Below are 26,233 nucleotides of genomic sequence, written 5' to 3' on the forward strand. Positions count from 1 at the left end.
CGCAAGGGTAAGCATCGCTTCGACGCTTGCTCAGCCGACCATTTTCACGACGACCTTGCCGAATGCGCCACGTTCCAGATGTTGGAGCGCCTCGGGCAACTTATGGAACGAATAGGCGGTATCGACGACGGGTTCGATCTTCGCCGCGTCGACCGCCCGCACGAGGGCTTCGAGCGCGCGCCGGTGCCCGACACCGATGCCTTGAATGACAGGCCGCGTCAGAAACGAAGGTACGCTCGGCAGCGTCATGCTGAGTTCGCCGAGCACGCCGATCAGCGAAATCCGTCCGCCTTGCCGTAGCGCGCGCAGCGACGCGCCGAGGTTGTCCCCTCCCGCGAGTTCGAAGACATGATCGGCTCCGCGCCCGCCGGTCAACTCGCGCACGACTTCGTCCCAACGGGGATGCTCCAACCGGTCGATGCCGTGCGTCGCGCCGAGCGCGAGGGCGCGCGCCAGTTTGTCGCGGCTGCTCGAGGTCACGATGACCTCGGCGCCGTGCGCTCTCGCGAGTTGCAGTCCGAACAGCGCGACACCGCCCGTCCCCTGCACTACCACCGTCTGGCCGGCGTGCAATGCCCCTTTTTCGACGAGCGCGAACCACGCCGTCAGGCCGGCGCACGGAAGCGTACTTGCCCGGACCGCATCGAGCGAGCGCGGCGCGTGCACCGCCCAATCTTCGTATAGAACGACGTACTCCGCCAAGACGCCCGGCAGTTTGCCGCCGACGACACGCGCGTGCTCGGGCCAATCTCCATCGATCCAGCCCGCCCAGAACGTTCCGATCACCTCGTCGCCCTCGCGAAAACGCGTGACGTTTTCGCCGGCCGCGACGACCACGCCAGCCATATCGGAACCGGGCGTAAGCGGAAACGGCATCGAAGGCGCACCATCTTCGCCCGCGATTACGCCAAGGTCGCGATAGTTGAGCGATACGGCACTCACTCGGACCAGAATTTCGTTCGCAGCCGGCGTAGGGACCGGACTTTCTTCGATGTTCAGGTGTTGCACACCCGGTTGCGCGACCACCCACTTCTGCATCGTGCGACTCATACCGACTCCTCGTTACGTTGATGGAATGCGACCAGCTTAGCGGCGAATAACGGGAACTAGTGGTGCCATTTTTTCCGCTTGTTGTAGACTTTATGTAACCAATAGGACATGTACCGAGGCTCACCATGACCGATCGTTTGGCGGGTATCGCCCCATTCGTGCATGCCGTCGAGGCAGGCAGCTTCGCGCTCGCCGCCGAGCGGCTGAATCTGACGCGCTCAGCGGTCGGCAAGAGCATCGCGCGGCTCGAGGAACGGCTCGGCACGCGGCTCTTTCAGCGCACCACACGCTCGCAGAGCCTCACTGAAGATGGCGCGGCGTTTTACTCGCACTGCGCGCGTGCGCTTGCCGAACTCGAAGCCGGCGAAACTTCGCTCGCGGCCGCCCGGCATGAACCGCAGGGGCGCCTGCACGTGGGCGTGCCGGTGTTGTTCGGGCGACGATGTGTCGCGCCGCTGCTGCTCGAGATGGCAGCGCGCTATCCGCGCCTGGAACTGCAAATAAGCTTTACCGATCGCATCGTCGATCTCGTCGACGAAGGTGTCGATCTCGTCGTGCGCAGCGGACGGCTTTCCGATGCGCCGGCCGACCTCGTCGCGCGCAAGCTGGGCGAGCAGACCATGGTGCTCGTTGCCGCCCCCGAATACCTGGCGCGGCATGGCACGCCGCGATGCGTCGCCGATCTGGCGCATCATCATGCAGTCGTCTACGCGAGCGGGCGCCGCGAAGCGCCATGGCCTCTTTCCGACCAAGGCGGAACGATGCGCGAGATCACGATGAAGCAACGGCTGCGCTTCGACGATCTTGAGACCATCGCCGAAGCCGCGAAGGCGGCCGCCGGCATTGCGCGGCTGCCGTGCTGGTTGATCGCGGACGCATTGCGTTCCGGCGAACTCGTCAAACTGCTGACCGATACACCCGGACCGCGCGTCGAAATGCATCTCGGGTGGCGCCGCACCCGCCATCTGCCCACGCGCATGCGCGTCGCCATCGATCTGCTGATGATGCGCGTGCCGCCGATGCTGACGATCGGAGCCGAAGCGGAGCAAGAGCGGGACCGGGACCGGGACCGCATCGTCTCGAAGGCCGGTCGGCGTAGCAAGGCGCGCCAAGCCGGCAATGCGGCACGCAGGCTTCGCGCGAATAGCCTATAAAAGAGGAGGCGACGACGCCGTTCATGCCTTCGGTTTTTCGTTCGACTTCCTCCTTTCTCGGGACCGCCCATGAGCTACTGGATGCACACCACACCGAATCCCGATCCGCTCGCCGATCCGACGCGCGACCCGGAGGGCGAACCGCTGGTTCCGCCACCCCCGGGCCATCACAACGACGAACCGCAACGCCCGGAAGGTCCGCCCGATAAAGATCCGGTCTGAGGCATTGCCGTCCCATTCGCTCGGAACGCGACGAGGGCGCGAACACGAATGAGTGTCGGTGCACTCTCGCGCCCCTATCCGTCATACCTATTGCGCTTTCCGCATCAGGGTTTCCCCGCCTGAATTGCACCAAAAAAGTGCCGATAAGACGGTCAGGCACGGCGTGCGCGGCCCAGGCACGTCACCGTGAACGACTCGACTGACCGGTGGAAATACAATGCGCAAGATGTCTTTGAATCAGAAGCTCGGCTCGATGGTGGCCGTGCTGTGGGTTGGACTGATCCTGATCGCCATCGCGGGGGTATGGCGCTACCACGAATCGCTGCTGCAGGACCGACGCGACCAGCTGAAATCGCTCGTCCAGCAAGGCGAGAGTGTCGCCAAGCATTACTACGAGTTGTCGCAGCAACACGTGATGACGGAAGAGGAGGCCAAGAAGCAAACGCTGGAGACGCTGAAAGTCATGCGCTACGGCCAGGACGGCTACTTCTCGATCAACGACTCGAAGTCCGTGATGCTGATGCATCCGATCAAGCCGCAACTGATCGGCAAGGACTTGTCGAACTTCACCGACCCGGCCGGCAATCACCTGTTCCTCGATATCGTGAAAGTCGGAAGCCAGGAAGGCGGCGGCTTTACGAACTATCTCTGGTCGAAGCCGGGCAGCGAAGAGCCCGTGCCGAAAACGTCGTATTCGCTGCGCTTCGCGCCGTGGGACATGTTCATCGTGACGGGGATGTACATGGACGACGTCAACGCCGCCTTCAAAGGCGCCATCATCCGATGGGCGCTGATCACGGGCGTGCTCGGCGCGCTGGCAACCATCGCCATGGTGGTCGTCTTGCGCAGCGTGCGCCGCGAACTCGGCGGCGAGCTCGAAATCGCGATCGCTACGGCACGGCGCATGGCGCAAGGCGATCTGACGGTTCGCGTGCCCGTCAGCGGCAACGACGACGAAAGCCTCATGGCCGCACTCGCGCAAATGCAGAAGGGTCTGGCCGATGCCGTCTCGCGCGTGCGTAGCGGCGCAGAAAACATCAATGTCGGCGCCAGCGAGATCGCGGCGGGCAACACCGATCTATCGCAGCGCACCGAACAACAGGCCGCCGCACTCGTCCAGACCGCGTCGAGCATGGACCACATGACGGCCAACGTGAAACATAACGCGGATAGCGCGGCGCAGGCCGCGAACCTTGCGGAGCAGGCCGCCGATGTCGCGACCCGCGGCAGCAGCGTCGTCGACGATGTCGTCCGGACGATGAGCGAAATCACCTCGAGCTCGCAAAAGATCGGCGACATCATCGGCGTCATCGACGGCATTGCCTTCCAGACCAACATCCTCGCCCTCAATGCGGCGGTCGAAGCCGCGCGAGCGGGCGAGCAAGGCCGCGGCTTCGCCGTCGTCGCCTCGGAAGTGCGCAGTCTCGCGCAGCGCTCGGCAACGGCCGCGAAAGAGATCAAGGCGCTCATCGAATCGTCGACGAATACGGTCGACCAAGGCGCGGCGCTCGTCGCGAATGCCGGCTCGACCATGAGCGAGATCGTGCAGTCCGTGCGGCGCGTCAACGAAATTCTCGAGGAAATCAGCCACGCGTCGCGCGAGCAGAGCGCGGGCATCGAGCAGGTCAATCGCGCGGTGGGCGAAATGGATAAGGTGACCCAGCAAAACGCGGCGCTCGTCGAAGAGGCAGCCGCTGCCGCGCAGTCGCTGAGAGATCAGGCCGCGGTGTTGCGCGAAGCCATCTCCGGATTTGCGCTGCCGGCCTGAGGCAGCGCTCGCTTCTTGCCTGGCTGGTTTTAGCTGTGGCCGCCGCATTCGCGGCGGCCTTTTCATTGGCAGGCTCGGCTCCTCCGTTCCCCGCTCCCCTTCCCGTTCGCGCAAGGCGTCATCTTCGCCGTCCGCGCCAGCCTGAGTGCATCCCTCGTCGCTCCAATTTATTACATTTAGCCTACAATGCCTGGGCGTCGCGGAGCTGGCAATGTCTTGGTGCTGCCTCGCTCCGTATTTGTCTGTGACGGTTTCCCCCGTCTCGCTCATCGCCTGCCATTTCCCCGATGCCCCTGCTCCGCAAACGTCACGTCCCCTATGTATCGATGGAGAGAAACGCCGTACTCGTCCCGCGTCTGCCGGCATGGCGCTCGTCTGTGGTCGTCGCGCTGCTGACGGCAGGCTTCGCCACGCTCGCGGGGCGGGCGCTGTGGGTACAGATCGTCGAGCATGAATTCCACGTCGCTCAGGGCGAGAAGCGTCATCGCATCACGGTCGAGTCGCCGGGCATGCGCGGACCGATCGTCGATCGTCATGGCGCCCTGCTCGCCGTGAGCCTGACGACCTACGAGATCTGGGCCGAGCCTCGGCGCATGGGCAGCCGCGATCGCGCAAAGCTGGCTCGGGCACTCGGCATTGCTGCCGCTGAACTCGAGCGCCGGCTTTCGACGGAGCGCGCTTACGTGCTGCTCGAGCGCCACGTCGACGCGACAACCGCCCAGGAAATCGACGAACTCGCCATCCCCGGCATTACACGTGTCAGCGCATCGAAGCGGTTCTACCCGGAGGGCGAATCCGTCGCGCACGTCGTCGGGTTCACGGATATCGACGATGCAGGGCAGGAAGGCATCGAATTAGCGGCCGATGCCATGCTTGCCGGCGAAACCGGCTCGCGCGACGTCATCCGCGACCGTCTCGGGCGCATCGTTTCCGAACTCGGTACACCCGTGCAACCGCGCAACGGCGGTACGGTTCGCCTGACTATCGATCGCCGCATTCAGCAGCTCGCCTACACCCAACTGAAAGCCGCACTGAGCAAGCACAATGCGCAAGCCGGCAGCGCCGTGGTGCTCGATGCGCAAAGCGGCGAAATTCTCGCACTGGCCAACGCGCCGAGCTTCGATCCGAACCGCCAGATGCACCGCACGGGTTCCGCGCTGCGCAATCGCGCGTTGACCGATACGTTCGAGCCCGGCTCGACTGTGAAGCCGCTCGTCGTCGCGCTCGCGATGGATACGGGGCTCGCGCAGCCGGACACGCTCGTTCATACCGGGCCCGGTTATTACACGATTGGCCCGAACACGATTCACGATACGTCGAATCATGGAACCATCACCGTCGCGCAAGCGGTTTCCAAGTCGAGCAACATCGCGTTGGCGAAGCTCGCGCTGAACCTGCCGGCCGAGCGGATATGGACCATGTACCGCGACTATGGCATCGGCTACCAACCGCCGCTGCCTTTTCCTGGGGTGGCCGCGGGCAAGCTGCGGCCGTGGCAGCGCTGGCGGCCTGTCGAACAGGCGACGATGGGCTACGGGTATGGTCTATCCACTTCCCTATTACAGATCGCCCAAGCCTATACGGCATTTGCCGGCGATGGCATGTTGCAGCCGGCGCGGCTGGTCGTCGCTGAGGGCGACGGCACGGGAGCCACATCCGGCGCCGCGGAAAAACGCCGCGTGACGACATCGGCCAGCGCGGCGGCCATTCGCGAGATGCTCGAAGCTGCCGCACGCACCGCAGGGGTCGAGGGCTATCGGGTCGGCGGCAAGACGGGCACCGCGTGGAAGCATATGGGGACTTCGTATGCGAAGGGCAAGTATCGTTCGCTCTTCGTGGGGCTGGCGCCCATTCACGCACCGCGCGTTGTCGTCGCGGTCATGATCGACGAGCCGTCGGGCGGAGCCTATTACGGCGGAGCGGTGGCTGCGCCGGTGTTTGCGTCGATTGCGGGTGGGGTGTTGCAGTTGTTGGGGGTGCCGCCCGATGCGTAGCGGGTCGACCAACAACGCCTTTCGGACGAACCGAATGGACGACGGGAAGAACCGTTGATTCTAGATAAATAAAGACAGCAATGCTCGCCACAACATCGCCGTTATCGGAAAAATCAAAATCGATTAAAAAAGTAAGTTTCTATAACGCAGTTGACCTATATTAACACCGAGCGGCTTAACAGCGCTCGACGATCCTAATTAGGAGACCATCACCTCAGAACACTTCACTGCGCCGCGCGTCAACATTTACATCCAGCAGTACTTCACTCGTGCCCCGCCAACTATAAGTGGGCAACGTACTAAATTAATCTGCGCGTTCGAATTTAAATAATCCAATAATATTTTCGCCAGTTCGTCGCGCCGCCTCTCCGGTCATATCGCCTATAAATCGCCGACCGGATTTTTATTATTATTAAAAAACCGGACCACCATTCTCCACGCTTCTCGGCCATTTCTCGAGAAACGACGATGATTGTCTTGGAGACAAATATGAAGAACCTAGCTTTGATTACGTTGGCTGCCCTGCTGGTCGCTCCTGCGGCTTGGGCCGAAACGAATCCCGCCAACGGGCCCAGCGGAGCGCATTTTGCAACTGCCGAACCGGTATGTACCGTGGACCAGGCCACCCAGGACGTCAGCTGTACCGGCGCCACCATCGGGGGAGTCGGCCACACTAATGCGACAGCGACTCTGTCGGCGACCTACTCGGGCACCGTACAGTGCACTAACCATGGCGGCCAGGTCGTCGATGTGAAGACGCAGACCACGGATTCCACTTCATCGGGAAAACTGACAGCTTCCAGGAACGGGCAACTGGTAGTGCCGCCGCTCGGTGCGACGGCACCGACCACCCAGGACTTACAAGCCTCTGCCACCTGCCCCAACGGGAACTGGACTAAGCAGGTGATAGCCGGCCCAACCCTGGCGAATTACGTGTATACGATCACCTTCGCGGGCTTCAGCGGGCCTTATTTCAGTCTCACCGGGCCTTGATCGACTTGGCATTCAGGCTTCAGCACTTGGACTGATACATGGCAACGCGACGCTCGCGAGAGCGTCCTGAATCATCGGGGATGGATGGGCGTGCCGGCATCCGCTGGCACGTCTGCAATCGGTGGCGGCACCGTCATTTCGTACGGTGCCGCGCCTGCTTTTTCTGGATCGTCGGATGCGTGGCCATGCGACAAGATGTTCACCTTGATTGCGGCGTGTGGCATGTCCCACATGTACCGCGCCATTTTTTGCGTGCAGGTCCAATGCTGTTGTTCAGTCTGCTGCTTACGGGATGTGGCGGAGGGGGTGCGGATTCCACCCCGACACCGAGCACCCTCGCCGCGCAAAGCACGTCGCCAGGGGAAGAGAGATCGGCACCTTCGGCCGTGAAGGACGAAGCTGCCGTACCGTCGGTAGAGTCTCCCAGTTTCGTGCAACTTAGCGCGCTACCGCACATGTCATCGCTCTCCGACCGTGAGAAAGCGGGGTTGCTCATGCTGTTGCCCTCCAAGTCGCCGGCGCAACGGCTGGCATTGATCAACATGTATCCGAGTCTGGTCAAGCTGCCGGAGCAGCAAAAGGAGCTGTTGCTGGACCAACTGGAAAAAATTGTCCCGGTCACGGTCGGTCAGCGTCAATGACCGCTTTCCGGTGAGCGGGCGTTGTGTCTTTATCGGCCCATGAACCAAAACATGGCGAGCGCTGCCGTTGCCATGGCGATCGTTGCAATCCAGCCTGTAACGCGCAGACGCAACGGAATCACGAAGTTCCCCATGACCTTCGGATTCACCGCCATGAACATGATCAGTGCCATGATCGGCACGGACACCACGCCATTGATAACAGCGCTCCAATAAAGCGCCTTGACTGGATCGATCCGTGTAAAGCCCATAGCGAGACCGATGAGGGTCGACAGTACGATGATGGCGTAAAAGCGTTTGGCCAACCGGGGTTTCAGGGCCAGGCTATTGCGCCACTTGAACGTACCCGCCATTGCATAAGCGGCCGATCCGGCGAGTACCGGAAGGGCCAGCAGGCCGGTACCGACTATTCCCAGACTGAACAGGGTGAACGCGAACCGGCCCGCGATGGGCTTGAGGGCGACAGCGGCCTGCGCCGACGTCTGGATGTCAGTCACGCCGTGTGCGTGCAGAGTGGCAGCAGTCGTCAGGATGATGAAAAAGGCGACGATATTCGAAACCCCCATCCCGATCCAGGTGTCCATCCGGATGCGACGCAAGCTGGCCGGGCCCTGCCTCGGCGCATGCTTGAGCGCACGCTGGCCCGCTTGGCTCCGCATCTCTTCCACCTCCTGCGAAGCCTGCCAGAAGAACAGGTACGGGCTGATAGTCGTACCGAGCACCGCGACTATCGTAGTGAGGTAATCGCGCTTCCATGACAGTTGGGGAGCCAGAGTCCGAATCACCACCGTCTGCCATGGGATTTGAACGACGAATACCGTGGCAACGTAAGCGAATAAAGCGAGCGTGAGCCACTTCAGGACGCGAACATAACTGCGATAGGGCACGAAGACCTGCAGCACGACGGACAATACGCCCAGTGCAACGGTGTACACGTGGGTTGGACCGCCGACCACGAGGTTCAATGCCGCCCCCATCGCGCCTAGGTCGGCGGCAATGTTGATCGTATTGGCGACCAGGAGCAGAAGGACCGAGCCATAGAGCAGCCATGCAGAATAGTGCCGCCTGATATTGGTTGCGAGGCCATGACCACTTACCCGTCCCAGGCGAGCGCTAATGACTTGGATGGCCACCATCAGCGGATAGGTGATGAGGGCGATCCACAGCATGTTGAAGCCGAACTGCGCTCCCGCCTGCGAATATGTCGCAATGCCGCTCGGGTCGTCGTCCGCGGCGCCGGTCACGAGCCCGGGGCCGAGCTTCTCCAGCCACGACGTCACTTCGGGATCCGGCTTGTCCGACTGGTCGATGTCGATGTCCATGTTCGCCTCTGTAGGCAACAGTGATCCGGCAGCGAGCGATGCGTGGCGCTGGTGCCCCGATGGGTGAGCTTTCCATCGGGAATCGGGAACTCACTAGGTCCAAGCAATCTACAAACCAGGCCCCGGCGCGACGCGATCGCCCATCAGTTCGACAATGAAGTCGACAAAAGCTCGGGTCTTTGCCGGTACGTGATGCCGCGATGGGTAGTAGACGTACAAGGGAAACCGCTCGTCTGCCCATTCGGGAAAGAGATTGATCAGTCGGCCGTCGGCAATCAGGGGCTCCGCACCGAGCAGCAACATCTGCGCAATTCCGGAACCGGCGAGGCATGCGTTGAGCAGCGCGCCAGGATCGTTGACCGTGAGGCGTCCCCGGGTGTCGACCGCGATGCGTTTTCGCCGTCGATGGAATTCCCACGGGAACGGCTTGCCTGTCTCCGGGTTGCGAAACTCAAGGCATCTGTGGCTGCGGCTTTCAAGGTCCTCGGGTTTTGCCGGCCGTCCTCGGCAAGCGACGTACGAAGGCGCCGCGACCGTAACAACGCCGGTATCGAGCAGTTTTCTGGCGATCAGGGTAGACGGTCGGGGTTCGCCGAATCGCACGGCGAGATCGAAGCCATCCATGACGAGGTCGCCAAGATTGTCTCGCGCGATGAGCTCGATTTCGAGTTCGGGGTGCGCGTCCATAAACGCATCCAGACGTTGTCCAAGAATGGTCCGGTAAACGACGGGGTCCAGATTGATTCTCAACTTCCCACGCACAGCGGAGGTGCCACCCGCTGCCGCAGCGGCTGCTTCCTCCAGCCCGGCGAGATGGGGCATGACCTGCTCGTAAAAACGGCGGCCCTCTTCCGTCAGCGAAATGGAGCGCGTCGTTCGGTTGAAAAGGCGGATATTCAGCCTTTTTTCCAGCCGCGCAATCGCCCGGCTGACGCCCGGTGGCGTCATTCCTATTGCTTCCGAAGCGGCCGCAAACGTCCCCGCATCCACTACGGCGGCGAACACGCTGATGCTGCCGGAGAGCTTCTCGCTAATGGATCTCATGGGTGCTCGAGTTAAAGGCCGGTGGCAGATCGCGACCGACCAACCGAAGGGCAATGCGCCATCGCTGCACCGTAGAGCGGCGCTGGTCATCTATGTCGAGCATGCCTCATTCATGACTCGTTGTCACTTATCTGATGTCATCCATGTCATTTTGTTTTGTTCTGGGGTCGACCAGAATGCGTCTCACCGAGACATCGGGTCCCTCACCATGGAGAACGAGCAATGTATGCAATAACAGGAATCACCGGTAACGTCGGGGGCGCACTGGCCCGTGAGCTACTGGCCGTTGGTCAGCCCGTGCGTGCCGTTGTGCGGGACGCGACGCGGGCAGCGTCGTGGGCGGAGTGCGGTTGTGAGATTGCGACGGCCTCCATGGAAGACGCTTCATCGCTCGCCGCCGCATTCGACGGCGCGACGGGCGTTTTCATTCTGCCGCCTCCGGAGTTCGATCCGGAGCCTGGGTTCCCTGAAGCGCGGAAGGTGATCGAGGCTGTGGCTGCCGCGCTTCTGACGGCTCGACCTGGAAAGGTCGTTTGCCTGTCGACGATCGGCGCGCACGCTGATGAGCTCAATCTGCTCACTCAACGCACGCTGATGGAGCAGGCACTGCGCGAGATGCCGATGCCGGCGACGTTTCTGCGGCCAGCTTGGTTCATGGAGAACGCCGCATGGGATGTTGCATCCGCACGTGACCATGGCGTCATCGCCAGTTACCTGCAGCCGCTCGACAAGCCTGTGCCGATGGTCGCCACGGCGGACGTGGGCCGCGTTGCGGCCGAACTGCTTCGGCAGACGTGGCGCGGTGTGCGCGTCGTCGAGCTCGAAGGCCCGCGTCGGGCGAGTCCCAACGATCTGGCCTTGGCATTCGCCCGCGTGTTGGGCCGCAAGGTACGCGCGGAAGTCGTCGAAAGGCAGACGTGGGAAACGCTGTTCATCGCGCAGGGCATGAAGCATCCCCAATCACGCATGCGTATGCTGGACGGATTCAATGAAGGCTGGATTGATTTCGAAGGCCGTCCCGACGAAATCATGCACGGCCATGTCGAGCTGGAGAGCGTCCTGAGGGAGCTTGTAGAACGTCCGGTTTGAATGCTTGCCAGCGTCACGCCCGGAACGCAATAGACGTTCTATCTGTTGTCCTTCAGCCTCGACGTTAGCAACGCATATTTTTCCGGCGAGGTATCCGCCAGCGCCGCTTCGCGAGTGCAAGGAGTATCGTCGTACGGCACCGGTTCGGCGAACTGGCTCACCGTGAGATCCCACTTTTTCCCGTCGATCAAATTGTAGAAGTGAGTACCGCCCGAGGTACGCGTCGTGAGAATCTCCCCACCGAAATGGTCCTGCACGACGAGCGCGGTGACGCTGCAATGATTCTGCGCGGGATTCGATGGTGACCACGCATTGGTCGGGCTTGACGTGTCCGCCGACCACACGCGTGAGATGACTCGATACAGATCGAGGGGCGTCGCAAACGTCTTCGATGCGTCGGGCATTTAATTGTCCTCTTTCATTGCAAAAAATTTGTTGTTCATCTCCAGCCAGGCGAGCACTTCAGCCGCGTTCCCATGAGGCGGAAACACCGGATAGAAAACATGCTCGATCACGCCGTCGTTAATGATCATCGTCAAACGCTTCAACAGTGTCATGCCCATAGCGGTGAAGGTCGGCAGCGAAAGGGCCCTCGTCAACAAGAGACGGTCGTCCGACAGTAGTGGGTAGCTCAGATGCAGACGCTCGACAGCCCCTCTTTGATCTGGCGTACGTTGCGTCGAGAGACCAAAGATATAGGTTGCGCCGGCTGCCTTCATGTTCGCCGCGTGATCGCGAAAGGCACACGACTGCGGTGTACATCCCGGGGCGCCGGGGATCGACAACCATCCATCGGGCACCGGCTCGTCCGGACGTTTTTTCCGGGGGTAGGCGTAAATAACGGCGCGGCCTGCGAGTCGACTCAGGTCGACCGCGGCTCCATCCGTCGAGTTCAACCGGATACTGGGCATGCGCAGCCCCTTCAGGTGACTTGCTCCACCGTCGTCTATAGGTGCCGGCATCGTTGACCAATCGATGTTCATCGGATCTTTCATGTTCATCTCACTAGTTGAGCCGACGCTTGACGGGGCGACAACGAAAAAGCCCCGTCGTTGCCGGCGGGGCTTTTTCGCGCATATTGCTGAAAATTGCTAGCCTATGCACTTCCCCGACGGCAGTCCCATGTGGGCATGCGCATGATGGGGAGTCGCAATTGCAAAGGATGTGATGGCTTGCATGGGTAACGAGTGTGCCTTCAGTCTCGGAACTCGTCAACGAATGCATTATGTGGCGTTCGTGCTTAAAATCAGGTCCGCTCGCGACCACCGCTGAGCGCCATGAGCCCCATCTAACCATTCGAACAGCGCAGAGCGCGCATGCTGACATCCTTCAGTTGCTGCGTCGCCGGTTATCTCCCCCTATGAAACGCTTTCTGCTGCCAGCCGCCCTCTTCGCTCTTTCCGCCACGCTGCACGCCGCCGGCCTGCCGGCAAGCATCGCTGCCCAGTTGCCAACGGGCTACGAGCCGATGCTTTTCCGTGCAGGGCCGCTGATCGAAGGCGGCCGGCGAAGCTTGCTCGTCGTTGCTCACCGGCGCGACGACTCTGTGAGCAGCCCATCGCCTCGTCCACTGCTGATCTTCGAGGAACAAGCAAGCAATCGGTACCGGCTCTCCGCGCGCAACGATACGGTTGTGCTGCGCGCCAACGAGGGCGGCCAATGCGATCCGTTCGACAGCGACGACGGGCTCGCAGCCAAGGGCCGCTACTTTACGGTGCAAAACGGCGTCGCGTGCGGCGCACACTGGACCGACTTCATCACATTCCGCTACGACGCCCAGCACCGCGCATGGCTCTTCGATAGCGAGATCGTCACATCGTCCGATCCGCTCAACGGCACGCCGGACAAAACCGACGTGATGCACGCGGATCATGCGAAGCCGGTTGCGTTCGACACTTGGCGCCCAGCACGTTGAAGCGACGCGATGCATGACCAGCGCTGCAGGATCGTGCATGCGAGTGCCCTGTCCGCGCTCTCACAATTCAATTCGGGTTCGGTCTGGCAGGCACAGCCAATGCTGGCTTGCATCGTGTCGTCGCCCACTGTGGAGCATCGCTAAGGGCACGCCGGTCGGCGACTCGAGGCACCCGTCCAGATCGGCCACCAAAATGGCGAGCGTTTCCGCATCTCAAGGGCCTAGGATGGGAAACCTCGTACACCGCTTCCATCGCTGCGGCGGAGCCAGGGGTTACGCAGATGCGGTCCCGCGGCTCATTCCGATGAGCACTCCGCAAGGAGACGGCATATGAACGTAGTAAATGCAAGGATCAGACTAAGCGATCCGAAACCCGTCGCAATGTTCAGCCAAGCCGAGCGTTCGCATTCGGGTGCAGATAACCCTGATGCAGCGAGCAAGGCCGCACCGCCTGCGCGGGTCAAACGCCTTGCGCTTTACGTTGCGTCGGCGAGCGCATTGGCTGTCGGGCTCATGGGTCTCGTCGTGTACGGCGGTGACCAAGTGCTCGGGATCATCCGAGCCGCGTCGCGAGCGCAACATACGGCTTGGTCGGGTCAAATCGCACAACGATCATCGCCTCCCGCTCGCGCAGCCGCGGTTGCCAATGCTGAGGCGGCGCTCCCTACGCCTTCCGCTCCGTCCGCTCAACGCCCCGAATCTTCTTCCGATTCCGCTGAGCCGCCGTCGGTTACACGAGGGCGTAGTCAAGCAAGCGATGCCGCGACACAGAATCGCCATCATTCGGCGCCGCATGTGAGAGCAATCGCGCCGCATGCACCCGGAGTCACTCAATCCATACCGCCAACAAAACGAGCGTCTTCGTCCGATCGTGTCGCGAGACCATCGCCACCTCCTGGCCCGGGAACTGCAATTGACAGTGCGGAGTTCGAGCCACCTGTGCCTGCCGCTTCGTTCGATCAACCCAGCGCACCTTCTCCGAATCCTCCTTTACTGAAGTTGGATCACGAACAGCTTGCAGGCGGTGACGACGCGGGCGGTTCGGGCACAGGCGGCTCGGATGCTGGCGCAGGCGGTCCGGGTGCTGGCGCAGTTGGTTTGGGTGCAGGTATGGGCGGTTCCGGCGCAGGTGGTCGAGGCGGAGTCGGTGCAGGCGTAGGCGGTACGGCTGCAGGTTCAGGCGGTACGGGCGCAGGTGCTGGCGGTACGGGTGCAGGTGCTGGCGGTACGGGTGCAGGTGCTGGCGGTACGGGCGCAGGCGCAGGCGCTGGCGGTACGGGCGCGGGTGCCGGCGGTACGGGCGCAGGCGCAGGCGCTGGCGGTACGGGCGCGGGTGCCGGCGGTATGGGCGCAGGCGCAGGCGCTGGCGGTACGGGCGCGGGTGCCGGCGGTACGGGCGCGGGTGCTGGCGGTACGGGCGCGGGTGCTGGCGGTACGGGCGCGGGTGCTGGCGGTGCAGGTGCGGGTGCGGGTGCGGGTGCAGGCGGTGCAGGTGCGGGCGGTGCCGGTGCGGGCGGTGCCGGTGCTGGCGCAGGTGCTGGCGGTGCTGGCGCAGGTGCTGGCGGTGCTGGCGCAGGTGCTGGCGGTGCCGGTGCTGGCGCAGGCGGCCACGGCGGCGGTCACGGTGGCGGCGGCCACGGTGGCGGCTCGAGGTAATCGGCTGCATTGTTTTGAGCCGCCCTTTATGCGAGACGCAAATCAGGGCGGCTACCGGAGGGGATTGTCGGTGCCCGTCCTTTTCGATTCGATGAGCACCACTGTCACAGAGTTGGAAGCCAATCCGGGCAGCTGCAAGGCACGCCCGAATCGAGCGTTGCCTGGAACTCCCGCGGCGCTAGTGCGAGAACCCCGACGCAGTTTCGCTGAGACTCTTGCCTTTAGTCTCAGGGGCGAGCCATTGGGACACCCCGGCCCCGACTGCCGCGATGCCGGCCGCGATCAGGATGGTCACCGAAGGCCCGAGATTGTTCATCGACCAGGGCATCAGGAACGTGCCGAGCCCGGCCCCGATCCGGCTGAAGGCGGCGGCAAAGCCCGTCCCGATCCCGCGGATTTCAGTCGGGAATACCTCGCCAGGATAGATGCAAGTCAGCGTCCCGCAGCCCGCGTTGAAGAACGAGAACGCGAGGAACAGGCCGAGCACGACCGCCCCGGGCGCGTTCGCCCATATGCCGAGAATCGCGAGGATCACGGTGATGATCCACTGCGGCGGTACCGTCAGAACACGACGACCCGCCTTGTCGATCATCAGAACCGTGGCAACACTGCCGGCCAACGCAACTGCGGATAGCCCGACCCCTCCGGCGAGCCCCCCGCCGAGGCCGAATTTCTGCAGCACGCTGTCGGCGAATGTGGCGATCGCGAAGTACGGCGTGACGACGCAAAAAAAGAACATCGACACGAACAGCGTGACTCGCCAATACCGGCGGGAGAAGAGCATCCCGAAACCTCCTCCCGAGTGAACGATCTCGTGTTCGACGTCGGCCATGTCGGACGCGCTGTTCATATATCGGCGAGCGACGGAACGGGCCTGCTCGATACGGCTCTTACTCCACAGCCAGCGCGGCGATTCGGGCATGCCGATCCGGCCAAGGAACAAAGCTATCGCAATATACGTGCTGGTGCCGAGGATGTTCCGCCATCCGAGGTGCGTATACCGATCGAGCAGATAACCCACGACGAAGGCGAACATGAAGCCGGCGTACCAGGCGATGAGGGTCAAGCCCATCAGCCGCCCTCGGATACGGGACGGGGAGAATTCCGACAGCAGCGGCCAACCGACGGAATATTCCGCACCGATCGCGATACCCATCAGCAGTCGCACCATCAACAATTGCAGCGGTGACGTGATGAAGAACTGCATGGAGCCGACGAAGAACTGCATGAACGATGCGATCACGAACAAGCCCATGTCGAGCAGGAACAGTGGTTTGCGGCCGAACTTGTCTCCAGCCCATCCGCCCAGCGGCGAACCGATGAGGATCCCGAACAACGCGCCGGCTGCGATCAGTCCCTCCCAGACCGGCGATATGGCGAGCTCCGCGGTCATCTTGCCGGACACCGGGCCGACGATCCCGAGAATATAGCCATCCAGAAACGTACCGCCGGTCAGAACAATGATCATCCGGATCATGAAGCGTCGTTTGAACGCTGAGGATGTCTCGTCCCCAGGCGCTTCGGCCAGAACAGTAACTCCCTTCTCTAAAGAAGTCATACGTATCTCCTTTTATTACGACATGTACATACCGATTGGGCGGCGCTGCGTCGAGTCTATGGACGGGGGAGAGTCGAGCTTTCACGCTTACGTCTGCAAATCGGCCGTAAACGACACTTGGCGCGTACGTTCAATGTCGTGTCGGGAGAAGACAATCGTGACCCGGATCGGATCGAAGTGGACTGTCGAGTTTCGTGCCATTGAATACGACTGGGACGCTGCGTCGGCGACAGCGAAGGCGAACGGCCGGCACGACTGGGCCGTCGCTCTTCGCAGCGGTCGGTGCTGAAACAAGGTGCTCACGTCGGAAACCGGCCGGATATCAGACAATCCGCCTCTTCGACAACGAGCTCATGCAGTTAGCGCGGGCCGGCCTACGACGCTGCGATGGCCTCGTTGACGAAGTCGGTGTACTTGCGCAGGGGACGGCCGAGCATGGCTCGCAGGCGATCCGCTGCGCCGTCCGCGCCGTGCATGCCGAACTTCTGAATCCCGGCCATCATCAAGCGCATGTCGTACGCAAGCCAGGACGGGCCGAACGAGGCCATCTGTCCTTCGAAGGCCACCACGTCGTCTCCGCCGTAAGTCACTTCGCGACCGAGCGCGGCACTCCAGATTTTGGCCACCGACTCTCCAGTCAACCGCTCGGGCCCGACCAACTCCAGCGTCACGTGCGGTGACGGCGCGAGCTCGCGGTCCCGGCGCAGCAGTTCGGCGACGGCGATGTCCGCGATATCTCGCGCATCGATCATCGCGACGCCCGTCGAGCCGATCGGCATCGGATAGACGCCGTAACTCTGGATCGTCTGCTGGACCATGCGCTCGTTCTGCATGAAGTAGGCAGGTCGAAGGACGGTCGCCGGAATGTCCAGGCTCTCGATCATTCGCTCAACCGTGTACTTGCCGGTGAAATGCGGCACGTTGGTGAACTGGTCAGCGTGGATGACCGACAGGTAGACGACGCGCTCGATGCCAGCCTCGCGAGCCAGGTTCAGCGCGACGAGGGCTTGCGTCACTTCGTCGGGCGTGACGGCGTTCAGCAAAAACAACGTGCGCACCGACGACAGTGCGGCGCGCAATGAGGCCACGTCGGTCAGGTCGCCGACGACTTCCGTGACGCCCGCCGGAAACAGTTGCTTTCCGGGCGTGCGGACGAACGCGTTGACCTGGGCGCCGGCGGCGGCCAGACCTTGGACAACGAGGGAACCGATGGTGCCGGTGGCACCGGTGACGAGAATGCTCATGGAAATCTCCAGGGGGTATGTGACGAGTTCAGGGATCGGTCGGCGCGAGACGTCCGCGACGACATCGGAGTTGCGATGACGAGAAGATACGTCGTTGCGCAACTAAAACGAAGATGCCAGAATCAAGACGCATCGTTTCAAATTTGGAACACCATGGACCTGAATGCATTGACCGACTTCGCGCTCGTCGCAACGAATGGAGGACTGGGAAAGGCGAGCCGTGCGAGCGGGAGATCGAAGGCGACCCTGTCCCGGCGCATCGCAGATCTGGAGGAGCAACTCGGGTTGCGACTCATCGAGCGCGGCGCCCGGGGGCTCAAGCTCACGGAAGCCGGCCAGATGCTGATGGATCGCACCGAAGGGCCGATGCACGAGGTGCTCGAAGCCATGACTTCGGCTCGCGAGGGCTTGTCGGCACCGCGCGGACGCTTGCGGGTCGCTTCCCCGGTGCTGTTCTCCCAGCTTGCGATGGGCCGCATCTCCGCCGCGTTCTGCGCGGCCTATCCGGAGGTCACGTGCGAGATCGTGGCGGAGGATCGCCTGGTCGACCTGTTCGAGGAGCAGTTCGACGCCGCGATTCGTATCAATCCGGGCCCGGACAGCAGCCTCGTGGGCCGGTGCTTCGCCAAAGACCGGCTGGTGGTCGTGGCCGCGCCCTCAGTGCCTGTACCAACCCGCGGCAAGGTCAGGCCCGTTCCCGCGATCGTTTCCTCGAGCTTTCAAACCGGGAATTGGACGCTCGACGACGGACGCCTGCTCCTGGAGCCGATCCCGAGGCTGATACTGTCCTCATTCATGATGATTCGCGACGCTGCAATTGCCGGTGCAGGCGCCGCGCTGATACCGCAGTCGATTGCGTGGAACCAACTGACTCGCGGAGAGTTGGTTCAGTGGGGCACGGTTTCGGGCGCGGACGTCGCGCTCTGGGTCCTGCATACATCGCGACGACTTCCCGCGCCGAAGGTTCGGGCGTTCGTCGACTTCATGTGTGAGCAATATCCGGAGGGATCTCTCGTACTGAACGGTTAAGCGATCCAGATCGGACAGCGTGCGAAGCCCTCGAGGGCGGCGACGGGTTGCGCATGTGCGGTACCCTTTACCGCCGATGCGCCGCCGCTTCAGCCGCGGTATCGTGGTACTCGGTGAACCTTGTGATCTTTCCGTTCTCGATCGTGAACACGTGCGCCCACTCGTCTTCGTAGGTGCTCCCGGTCGAATGGACCTGCCAGCGCTGCGCGCCGAGCACCACGACCCTATCGCCGCTGGCGATGAACTCGAGCGGCTCGAACCGTTCAGCAGTCTGCATCGACGCAAGGGTCCCGAAGAACGCCGCGACTTCCTTGTGTCCATTTCTTCTGCCGACGAATGGGACGGTGTCCGTCGGCCCCGGTATGAACCAGTCGACGTTTTCCGATAGTGTCTGCAGCACGCCATCGATATCGGCCCTGCCGAACGCCGCGTACGCCTGCTGCACCAGTTGAACGTTGCTTTGCTCGCTCATCGCCCCTCCCGTCTTCGCTCGTTCACGGCCTTGCGCGGCGGACAATTCATCATAGTCGAACCACCGGGCCACACACGTTCGATTTGCGGACGAAGGATGTCGAACCCGACCCATGGCTCGAACGGCTCGCAGGCATCGATGTGGTAATCAACGCCGTCGGCATACTGGTCGAACGAGGCAACCAGATGTTTGACACTGTCCCCGGCAGAGTCCTATCGCGCTTATCGAAGCGTGTAGTCACGCGGGCGTGAAACGAGTAATCCAGATTTCGGCATTAGGCGCGCAAACGGGTGATACGCCTATTTCAAAATAGGTACTGATGCGCCCATGCAAAGATGGCGACAGATATTCGATGGATTGCATCGCTATCGATCGATACGAAATGCGCTCAGGTATTAACCGTGTACGGATCGAATCGGGCATTTTCCAGGCTGGGCAAGCGTCCGGCACCGGACAGACGCAGATTGGGAGTCGGCGCACAAATGCCCTGTTCGATCAAGCTCGCCCGCAATGACCGCAATCCCCTCGGGGAGTCCATCGAATCCGTTCGGAGAACGATTATGAAACTCGTTGCACACCCAACCCAAACCCAACCGCGCGCTGGAATTGCTCTCGCGATAGCGGTTTTTCTCGCGATAGCGGTATTCCCCAATCCTGCGAGCGCTGCCTCGCCAGCACAGACTCAAGCACCTACACGCGTCATGACCGTTGCGGTCCACAACCAGGTCGAAACGCGCATCGATAACCTTCACGTAAGGCTTCAGATCACCGCAGCCCAGGAAGAACTTTGGCAAAAGGTCGCGCAGGTGATGCGCGACAATGCGGGCAGAATGGACTCTCTGAGACAAGAGCGAACCACTAATACCAACAACATGAGCGCTGTCGACGATCTGAAGTCCTATGGCCAGATCGCCGACGCCCATGCGGATGGCATCAGAAAGCTCACTCCCGCGTTTCAGTCTCTGTACGACAGCATGTCCGACGCCCAGAAGAAAAATGCCGATCTGATTTTCCGGACTGGCCATCACCATTCCGCAAAGAAGGGGTGATTTCGACATACCGGTAACGAGAAGCGGACCGGCACTGCAATAAGGGATCCGGATCGCAACAGGAGAACATCATGAAAATCCCTGAAGTGCGAGCCACATACATGAGCTCGAAGAGAATCAAAACCATGACGGCCGCTGGCGCGTTATTGGTCATTGGCGGTATGTCCATGGCGCCCGCGTTTGGCGAGGACCATGGCAACCGCGAGGGCCAACTGCAGCATGGCGCGAATGACGGCTATCGGCATACCCATGACAATCCGGAGCAACATCGCATGGATAACAGTTATCGGCAAGACCAGCGGCATCCGTGGGATCACCGCAATCGCCAGGCTTATGAACATCTCAAAAATGACCACCGTCGCAACGACTACTACGGTGACGACTACGGCAACCGGGACTATGTGTATGCGCCCCCACCCGTGGTGTATGCTCCGGCGCCGGCACCAGGAGTAAACTTGTTTATACCGCTCGAGTTCCGGTAGGACGCACGACTGTCCGGGAGCGTTGTCCGCTCCCGTGTCGCCCTCTGAACTTATGACATCGAACCGCGGAGGTGCACGATGAAAGGGGTTATCACGCTGGTATCGGTGGCTGTGCTCGGAACTGTCCTGATCACGGGAACGCTGCATGCGCAGGGAACGCCACAATCCGTCACGGAGAAGCGCGTTGATGTCGTCCAACTGGCGACGGGGTATCGAGCCTCCAAGATCAACGGATCGCCCGTCTATAACCGCAACAAGGACAAAATCGGAACGATTGACGATTTGATCGTCAGCCCAACCGATCGGGTTCCCTACGTCATCATCTCGGTAGGAGGGTTTCTCGGTATGGGAACTCATCTCGTCGCGGTACCGTTTGGGAGCCTCCAGGTCGTCGATAAACAGATGCGGCTGCCGGACGCGACCAGGGAGTCACTGAAGGCATTGCCTGAGTTCAAGTACGCGCCCGAGTAATGCGGTTGTCGCCGGTTTCATGCGGCGCCGCTCACGCGGCCGTTGTTCGTCCGTTTATTTTGTGATGGTGCCCGAGCCAACGTAAGCAACTGACCGATGATGATCGGCAACATGATGCCGTTCAGATAGCCGTAACGGATAGGCGTCGAAAGCAGATCCGCCACGAAGCCGAGCTTGAACAGACCGACAGCGGCACAGAGGCCGCCGGAAAGGAGTGCGAGCGCGCTGGCAAGCATCACCGCTTGTGCGCCGCTGCGATGCATCGACGCCGTGACAGCTACCGCTATGAGCGCGACAAGCGCAGAGGCGGGCCCTAGCACGAGGATACGGCTCGGCCCGAACAACGCGTACGCGATCAAAGTGCTGCGACAAAGAACAGCGGGCCTGTGGGCCAATTCAAGCCGCTTGCGTCTGGCCGCGTTAGCTGCCCTTGCCGTGCTCGGAGTCTTCGCGCGGTTGGTGCGCCTCATCTCCGTGGCCGGGGAAGAAAACATTCATAACGGCCCGGACCCCTTCGGCGAGCGTCGCCTCCGCACCGATGCTTTCCGTTTCGCCAGACTTGGCCGGGTCGGCGCTCAAGCCGCGCCAATGCGTAAAAACGAGCAAAGGCTTTTCGGTCCATTCACCGTCGCCATACTTTGCGAAGGCGGTATCGCCACTTACAAGTTGAACCTCGTACCATCCATCGCGGACCGGAGCGTACTTGTCCAGCGCAAACCAGTCGGTTGGTTGGATTTCCATGAGTTCCTCACTGAGCTATCGCTGTCTGTCGATCGAAGGGCCGCGCCGGCCAGACTGGCCACTGCCGATGTCATCGCTCTGCGCCGGCGTTGGGCAGGCCATCGGGACGTGGCAAACGGTTAATTATAGAACTCGCCAACTTTGGGGCCACATGTGGCGAACCCCAAGTTCTCGATGCTGTGGGTCGGCTTCCCCTCGCCCGCTTATAATCCGGCATGACTCTCTCCATTCCCGATGTAAACCCTAAGAATCCCACCGGCTGCGCGACTCATCATCTGCCCATCGCGTACCCCTCAGCGGGCCATTCGCCGTCCACGCATTTCGAACGCACACGCCATGAGCGGCACGGGACGATCGTATGAAAATACCCAAAAGGCTCGCGCCGCTTCTCGACGAAGGACTCATCGACGAGGTTATAGGCCAGCTGATGAGCGGCAAGGAAGCCACAGTCTATGTAGTGCGCAGCGGCGACTCGACACGTTGCGCAAAGGTCTATAAGGACGCGAAGCAGCGCAGTTTCCGGCAAGCCGCGTCGTATCGGGACGGCCGCAAGGTCCAGAACAGCCGGCAGGCGCGTGCAATGGAAAAAGGTACGCGGTATGGCCGTCAGATGCAGGAAGAGTTGTGGCAGAACGCTGAAGTCGACGCGCTGTTCCGGCTCGCCAATGCAGGCGTACGCGTACCGCAGCCCTATATCTGCACCGATGGCGTCTTACTGATGGAACTGGTGGTCGACGGAACGGGCGGTGTGGCGCCTCGCCTCAACGACGTCGATCTGACCGAAGCGCGTGCCATCGAACTGCACGCGCTGCTGCTCAACCAGGTCGTCCGTATGCTCTGCGCGGGTGTGGTTCACGGCGACCTGTCCGAATACAACATCCTGCTGGCGGCGGATGGGCCAGTGATCATCGATCTGCCTCAGGCCGTCGACGCCGCTGCCAATAATGAAGCCGCCTCGATGCTCAAGCGCGATGTCGACAATCTGGCCGCGTACTTCGGACGCTTCGCACCGCAAATTCTCGCCACCGGTTACGGGACAGAAATTTGGACATTGTTCGAAGCAGGCCAGCTGCACGCGGATATCGAATTGAGCGGCCGCATCGAAGTCGATACGCGAGCCGTGGACCTCGATAGCGTGCTGCAGGAACTCGAAGACACACGTCTCGAGGAAGACGCGCGAATTCGACGACAGCAGGAACTGAGCGCAGGGTAATACCCCCGATACAGGAGTTTTCGGCGAAATGGCACGGGGACGCCGGTCGCGCGCCGTCAGCAAGGCTGAGCGCGGCCAGCGGGTCGGGCCGGATACGCGAACCGAATTCGAGCAGCGGCGCCACGAAGCGTCATTGGCCGAGCGTATTCATCGACCGGTTCGCACATCGGTCGCAAGCGACGCGTCGTCCACTTCCCCCTCGTTGTCAAAATCGCCAACCCGGACGGTGGGCCCATCTTCCGTACCGCCGATCAAGTCGACAAGCCAACTGCGCAGCGCCACGACCTTCGCGCAGTTGGCAAGATCGCGCGGCGAAACGAGATAAAACGCGCGATTGGTCGCCACCGACTTCTCGAACGGCGCGACGAACCGCCCGGCGCGCAGGTCGTCCTCGACATAGGCGCGCCTGCATAACCTCGACGCCACGCTCTCGCAAAAGTGCCGGACAGCATTATTTGAACGTGTTCGACCAGCCCGGGAGCCAGCCTTCAAGAAACTCCGCGAAGCCGGCAGCAGCCGGCGAGAGGTCTCGCGTCGCTGCCCGGTAGATGCAAACCGTGCGCAGGACCTCGGGTTCCTTGACTCTTTTCATCGACAGTCCGAACGATGCCGCCAAAGCGCCGACATAGGCCGGTGCCAGTGTGATCGCGAGCCCTTGTGCAGCAAGGCCCAGCGCAGTAGAGATGTTGTCGACGACGTCGATGGGTTCGACCCGCTCGCCTTCCGGCATGCTGAGGCGCATCTGACTGACGCTGTGCTCGTGGTCTCGTCCCGCTGCCACGAGCGCGGTCCGCCGAAGGTCGTTCCATTTAAGCGTTTTGCGGCGCGCGAAAGGATGGTCAGGGGAGCACCACAATACCCATAAGCTCTCGAAAATAGTCGTTCGCGACACGGACGAGTCCACGTATCGATCGGGACCGATCGCGAGATCCACATCGCCCACTGAAACGGCGCCAACCAGTTCGTCCACCGACAGATCGCGGATCCGAATCACGACTTTCGGGCGTTCGGCCTGATATTGACGGATCGCGGCGGGCAGCGCCGTGCTGGCGAGCACGAGCGGCGCGCCCACGCGAACCACGCCCGCAGACCGGTTTCGCACATCGCTTGCCGTGCTCTCCGCAGCGCTCACATGCCGCATGATGGTTTCGGCCGCCGGCAGAAAGTCACGACCGGCGCTCGACAGCCGCACCTGGCGCGTGGTTCGATCGAACACCTTGAACGAGAGAATGCCTTCGAGTTCCGCGATCAACTGGCTCACGGCTTGAGGGGTCATGCCCAGACGCTGCGCGGCGCCGGCGAAACTATGCAATTCCGCCACGCAAACGAAGGTTTCCAGTTGTCGGAACGTGAATCGTGTCAGCATCGCCGTCGCGAATTATCAAGTAAAAGTTGATTGTAGGTGAGGATTCATTGTTTGTCCTCAGCCGGCTGAATCGCCAAACTTCTCGCATTCCACGTGGGCCGCATGGTCTCGTGATGGCTGCTCAGGAGACACCCCTTGCTGGATTCAACGACTCACAAGGCGCTGGCGAGCGAACTGGACCGGGCCCAGCGCACGCGCATTCAATCGCGCCAGTTCACGCAGCGCTATCCCGACATGTCGATCGACGACAGTTATGCCATCCAGCGCGAATGGATTGCGCTGCAGTGCGCACAGGGACGCTCTGTCATCGGGCACAAGATCGGCTTGACCTCGCGCGCGATGCAACTGGCTTCTCAGATCACCGAACCCGATTACGGGACGCTCCTCGACAGCATGTTGCTGCGCGACGGGTCCGAGGTGTGCGCCGATCAGTTCATCGTTCCCCGCTTCGAAGTCGAATTCGCATTCATCCTGGCAAGGCCCCTGCGCGGGTGGAACGTCACGCTGTTCGACGTACTGAACGCAACGGACTACGTGGTCCCGGCCCTCGAACTGATCGATGCCCGCATTGAAATCCAGGACCGCGAGACGAAAGTGCCGCGACAGGTCCGCGACACGATCGCGGATAACGCCGCAAACGCAGCCATCGTCATGGGCGGCCGCCCGATGAAGCCCAACGATATCGACTGGCGCTGGGCGGGCGCGCTCCTGTTCAAGAACGGCGCGATCGAAGAGACGGGCCTGGGTGCGGGCGTGCTGGGTCATCCTGCAAACGGTGTGGCCTGGCTGGCGAGAAAGCTTGCGGCCTTCGACGAGGGCCTCGCCGCAGGAGAAATCGTGCTCGGGGGCTCGTTCACGCGACCGGTTGCCTGCGCCGCCGGCGACACCTTTCATGCGGACTACGGCGCACTGGGCTCGATCTCGGTGAAGTTCGCATGAAGACCGGCAACCCGTTCAAGGAGCGACTGCAACGCGCCGAGGCGCAAATCGGCCTGTGGGTCGGCCTCGCGGACCCCTATACGGCCGAAGTGTGCGCAACCGCCGGTTTCGACTGGCTGCTCATCGACGGTGAGCACGGGCCGAACGATCTGCGCAGCATGCTCGGCAGCCTGCAAGCCGTGGCGCCCTACGATGCGCACCCCGTGGTGAGGATTCCTCATGGTGACAAGGCGCTGATCAAACAAGTGCTGGAGATCGGCGCGACCACGCTGCTGGTTCCTATGGTCGACACCGCGGAACAAGCGCGTGAACTGGTGCGGGCGATGCGGTACCCGCCGGAGGGTGTGAGGGGCGTGGGCAGCGGCCTCGCCCGGTCCTCTCGGTGGGGCAGCGACAGACATTACCTGCAAAACGCCAATGAACGAGTTTGTCTGCTGGTGCAGGTTGAAAGCCGTGAAGGACTCGAGGCGACCGGCGAGATCGCCGCAGTCGACGGGGTGGACGGCGTGTTCGTAGGGCCTGTGGACCTGTCCGCCTCGCTGGGTTATCTGGGGCAGCCTGGGCATCCGGCCGTGATCGAGGCGATCGAAGTGGCCTTCCGCGCGATCCAGGCTGCTGGAAAGGCAGCAGGCATCCTGACGGTGGATGAACCGCTCGCTCGACATTACATCGCGCTTGGCGCGCGTTTCGTTGCGGTTGGCGTCGACGCGACGCTGCTCGCCCAGGCGACGCGAGCGCTCGCCGCAAGGTTCAAATCGGACGCAGTAACGACTTCGGCATCAACGGGCTATTGAGCGACGCGGTGAAGGCGGCGAATCGGG

The 26,233-nt window shown here is 61.9% G+C and carries 27 protein-coding genes and 1 pseudogene; 16 read left to right on the top strand and 12 right to left on the bottom strand.

The genetic code is table 11. The features are described 5' to 3' along the window. Window positions 1-30 precede the first annotated feature (30 nt). Window positions 31-1,050, bottom strand: coding sequence for a zinc-dependent alcohol dehydrogenase family protein (locus tag ACR9ZC_RS04675; RefSeq protein ID WP_481579320.1), 1,020 nt, complete (start codon window positions 1,048-1,050; stop codon window positions 31-33). Between the two features lie 125 nt (window positions 1,051-1,175). Between ACR9ZC_RS04675 and ACR9ZC_RS04680 the strand changes: the two genes are divergently transcribed. The 6 genes from ACR9ZC_RS04680 to ACR9ZC_RS04705 all read left to right on the top strand — a co-directional run bounded on the left by ACR9ZC_RS04680 (window position 1,176) and on the right by ACR9ZC_RS04705 (window position 7,822). After that, window positions 1,176-2,204 (top strand): LysR family transcriptional regulator, encoded by a 1,029-nt coding sequence (locus tag ACR9ZC_RS04680; RefSeq protein ID WP_481579321.1) that lies wholly within the window; start codon window positions 1,176-1,178, stop codon window positions 2,202-2,204. 69 nt (window positions 2,205-2,273) lie between these two features. Further along, window positions 2,274-2,426: a hypothetical protein gene (locus ACR9ZC_RS04685; protein ID WP_173255593.1), complete on the top strand. Its 153-nt coding sequence runs from the start codon at window positions 2,274-2,276 to the stop codon at window positions 2,424-2,426. Between the two features lie 226 nt (window positions 2,427-2,652). Further along, window positions 2,653-4,194: a methyl-accepting chemotaxis protein gene (locus ACR9ZC_RS04690; RefSeq protein WP_481579722.1), complete on the top strand. Its 1,542-nt coding sequence runs from the start codon at window positions 2,653-2,655 to the stop codon at window positions 4,192-4,194. 287 nt (window positions 4,195-4,481) lie between these two features. Next, on the top strand, window positions 4,482-6,188 hold the full coding sequence (locus ACR9ZC_RS04695; protein WP_481579322.1) for a peptidoglycan D,D-transpeptidase FtsI family protein: 1,707 nt from the start codon (window positions 4,482-4,484) through the stop codon (window positions 6,186-6,188). A gap of 489 nt (window positions 6,189-6,677) precedes the next feature. Beyond that, window positions 6,678-7,181 carry a hypothetical protein gene (locus ACR9ZC_RS04700; RefSeq protein WP_481579323.1) on the top strand — a complete coding sequence of 168 codons (504 nt, stop codon included), beginning with the start codon at window positions 6,678-6,680 and terminating at the stop codon, window positions 7,179-7,181. Between the two features lie 455 nt (window positions 7,182-7,636). Beyond that, window positions 7,637-7,822, top strand: coding sequence for a hypothetical protein (locus ACR9ZC_RS04705; RefSeq protein WP_481579324.1), 186 nt, complete (start codon window positions 7,637-7,639; stop codon window positions 7,820-7,822). A gap of 29 nt (window positions 7,823-7,851) precedes the next feature. Here ACR9ZC_RS04705 and ACR9ZC_RS04710 read toward each other — a convergent pair whose 3' ends face one another. After that, window positions 7,852-9,144 (bottom strand): NRAMP family divalent metal transporter, encoded by a 1,293-nt coding sequence (locus ACR9ZC_RS04710; protein ID WP_481579325.1) that lies wholly within the window; start codon window positions 9,142-9,144, stop codon window positions 7,852-7,854. Window positions 9,145-9,252: 108 nt separating this feature from the next. Continuing rightward, window positions 9,253-10,188 (bottom strand): LysR family transcriptional regulator, encoded by a 936-nt coding sequence (locus tag ACR9ZC_RS04715; protein ID WP_481579326.1) that lies wholly within the window; start codon window positions 10,186-10,188, stop codon window positions 9,253-9,255. A gap of 222 nt (window positions 10,189-10,410) precedes the next feature. On the opposite strand from ACR9ZC_RS04715, the gene ACR9ZC_RS04720 reads away from it, so the two are divergent. Further along, entirely contained in the window at window positions 10,411-11,277 is an 867-nt protein-coding gene (locus ACR9ZC_RS04720; RefSeq protein ID WP_481579327.1) for an NmrA family NAD(P)-binding protein, read from the top strand. Between the two features lie 38 nt (window positions 11,278-11,315). On the opposite strand, the gene ACR9ZC_RS04725 is transcribed toward ACR9ZC_RS04720, so the two are convergent. Continuing rightward, on the bottom strand, window positions 11,316-11,681 hold the full coding sequence (locus ACR9ZC_RS04725) for a YunG family protein (RefSeq protein ID WP_440562680.1): 366 nt from the start codon (window positions 11,679-11,681) through the stop codon (window positions 11,316-11,318). Next, on the bottom strand, window positions 11,682-12,272 hold the full coding sequence (locus tag ACR9ZC_RS04730) for a peroxiredoxin (RefSeq protein ID WP_481579328.1): 591 nt from the start codon (window positions 12,270-12,272) through the stop codon (window positions 11,682-11,684). A 365-nt stretch (window positions 12,273-12,637) separates the two neighbouring features. Between ACR9ZC_RS04730 and ACR9ZC_RS04735 the strand changes: the two genes are divergently transcribed. Beyond that, window positions 12,638-13,192, top strand: a complete 555-nt coding sequence (locus ACR9ZC_RS04735; protein WP_481579329.1) for a hypothetical protein — start codon at window positions 12,638-12,640, stop codon at window positions 13,190-13,192. A 1,110-nt stretch (window positions 13,193-14,302) separates the two neighbouring features. Next, the gene (locus ACR9ZC_RS04740; RefSeq protein WP_481579330.1) at window positions 14,303-14,848 is read left to right on the top strand and encodes a hypothetical protein; all 546 of its coding nucleotides are present in this window, start codon (window positions 14,303-14,305) and stop codon (window positions 14,846-14,848) included. A 178-nt stretch (window positions 14,849-15,026) separates the two neighbouring features. Here the strand turns inward: ACR9ZC_RS04740 and ACR9ZC_RS04745 are convergent, their stop codons facing one another. Together ACR9ZC_RS04745 and ACR9ZC_RS04750 are read right to left on the bottom strand one after the other, a co-directional pair. Further along, on the bottom strand, window positions 15,027-16,406 hold the full coding sequence (locus ACR9ZC_RS04745) for an MFS transporter (protein ID WP_481579331.1): 1,380 nt from the start codon (window positions 16,404-16,406) through the stop codon (window positions 15,027-15,029). A 374-nt stretch (window positions 16,407-16,780) separates the two neighbouring features. Beyond that, window positions 16,781-17,650, bottom strand: a complete 870-nt coding sequence (locus ACR9ZC_RS04750; RefSeq protein ID WP_481579332.1) for an NmrA/HSCARG family protein — start codon at window positions 17,648-17,650, stop codon at window positions 16,781-16,783. A gap of 153 nt (window positions 17,651-17,803) precedes the next feature. On the opposite strand from ACR9ZC_RS04750, the gene ACR9ZC_RS04755 reads away from it, so the two are divergent. Then, complete coding sequence (locus ACR9ZC_RS04755; protein WP_481579333.1) at window positions 17,804-18,679, top strand: LysR family transcriptional regulator; 876 nt, start codon at window positions 17,804-17,806, stop codon at window positions 18,677-18,679. A gap of 67 nt (window positions 18,680-18,746) precedes the next feature. Here the strand turns inward: ACR9ZC_RS04755 and ACR9ZC_RS04760 are convergent, their stop codons facing one another. Beyond that, complete coding sequence (locus ACR9ZC_RS04760; protein WP_481579334.1) at window positions 18,747-19,151, bottom strand: nuclear transport factor 2 family protein; 405 nt, start codon at window positions 19,149-19,151, stop codon at window positions 18,747-18,749. 560 nt (window positions 19,152-19,711) lie between these two features. On the opposite strand from ACR9ZC_RS04760, the gene ACR9ZC_RS04765 reads away from it, so the two are divergent. From ACR9ZC_RS04765 to ACR9ZC_RS04775, 3 genes are all read left to right on the top strand, one after another. After that, entirely contained in the window at window positions 19,712-20,200 is a 489-nt protein-coding gene (locus tag ACR9ZC_RS04765) for a Spy/CpxP family protein refolding chaperone (RefSeq protein ID WP_481579335.1), read from the top strand. A gap of 71 nt (window positions 20,201-20,271) precedes the next feature. Continuing rightward, window positions 20,272-20,682, top strand: coding sequence for a hypothetical protein (locus ACR9ZC_RS04770; RefSeq protein WP_481579336.1), 411 nt, complete (start codon window positions 20,272-20,274; stop codon window positions 20,680-20,682). A gap of 78 nt (window positions 20,683-20,760) precedes the next feature. Continuing rightward, window positions 20,761-21,153, top strand: coding sequence for a PRC-barrel domain-containing protein (locus ACR9ZC_RS04775; protein WP_481579337.1), 393 nt, complete (start codon window positions 20,761-20,763; stop codon window positions 21,151-21,153). Between the two features lie 77 nt (window positions 21,154-21,230). Here ACR9ZC_RS04775 and ACR9ZC_RS04780 read toward each other — a convergent pair. Together ACR9ZC_RS04780 and ACR9ZC_RS04785 are read right to left on the bottom strand one after the other, a co-directional pair. Further along, a pseudogene (locus tag ACR9ZC_RS04780) lies at window positions 21,231-21,518 on the bottom strand (SulP family inorganic anion transporter); the annotation flags it as partial. A 55-nt stretch (window positions 21,519-21,573) separates the two neighbouring features. After that, complete coding sequence (locus tag ACR9ZC_RS04785; RefSeq protein WP_481579338.1) at window positions 21,574-21,894, bottom strand: hypothetical protein; 321 nt, start codon at window positions 21,892-21,894, stop codon at window positions 21,574-21,576. Between the two features lie 358 nt (window positions 21,895-22,252). Here ACR9ZC_RS04785 and ACR9ZC_RS04790 point away from each other — a divergent pair, with 358 nt between their 5' ends. Then, window positions 22,253-23,107: a PA4780 family RIO1-like protein kinase gene (locus tag ACR9ZC_RS04790; RefSeq protein WP_481579339.1), complete on the top strand. Its 855-nt coding sequence runs from the start codon at window positions 22,253-22,255 to the stop codon at window positions 23,105-23,107. 147 nt (window positions 23,108-23,254) lie between these two features. On the opposite strand, the gene ACR9ZC_RS04795 is transcribed toward ACR9ZC_RS04790, so the two are convergent. Next, window positions 23,255-23,533, bottom strand: a complete 279-nt coding sequence (locus ACR9ZC_RS04795) for a hypothetical protein (protein ID WP_481579340.1) — start codon at window positions 23,531-23,533, stop codon at window positions 23,255-23,257. 25 nt (window positions 23,534-23,558) lie between these two features. Further along, on the bottom strand, window positions 23,559-24,473 hold the full coding sequence (locus tag ACR9ZC_RS04800) for a LysR family transcriptional regulator (protein ID WP_481579341.1): 915 nt from the start codon (window positions 24,471-24,473) through the stop codon (window positions 23,559-23,561). 135 nt (window positions 24,474-24,608) lie between these two features. Here ACR9ZC_RS04800 and hpaH point away from each other — a divergent pair, with 135 nt between their 5' ends. Both hpaH and hpaI read left to right on the top strand, forming a co-directional pair. Then, window positions 24,609-25,412 carry a 2-oxo-hept-4-ene-1,7-dioate hydratase gene (gene hpaH, locus ACR9ZC_RS04805; protein ID WP_481579342.1) on the top strand — a complete coding sequence of 268 codons (804 nt, stop codon included), beginning with the start codon at window positions 24,609-24,611 and terminating at the stop codon, window positions 25,410-25,412. Continuing rightward, window positions 25,409-26,206 (top strand): 4-hydroxy-2-oxoheptanedioate aldolase, encoded by a 798-nt coding sequence (gene hpaI / locus ACR9ZC_RS04810; RefSeq protein WP_481579343.1) that lies wholly within the window; start codon window positions 25,409-25,411, stop codon window positions 26,204-26,206. The genes hpaH and hpaI overlap by 4 nt, the downstream gene beginning before the upstream one ends. Window positions 26,207-26,233: the final 27 nt, after the last annotated feature.

The sequence above is a fragment of the Trinickia sp. HAY1-2D genome (assembly GCF_056754935.1).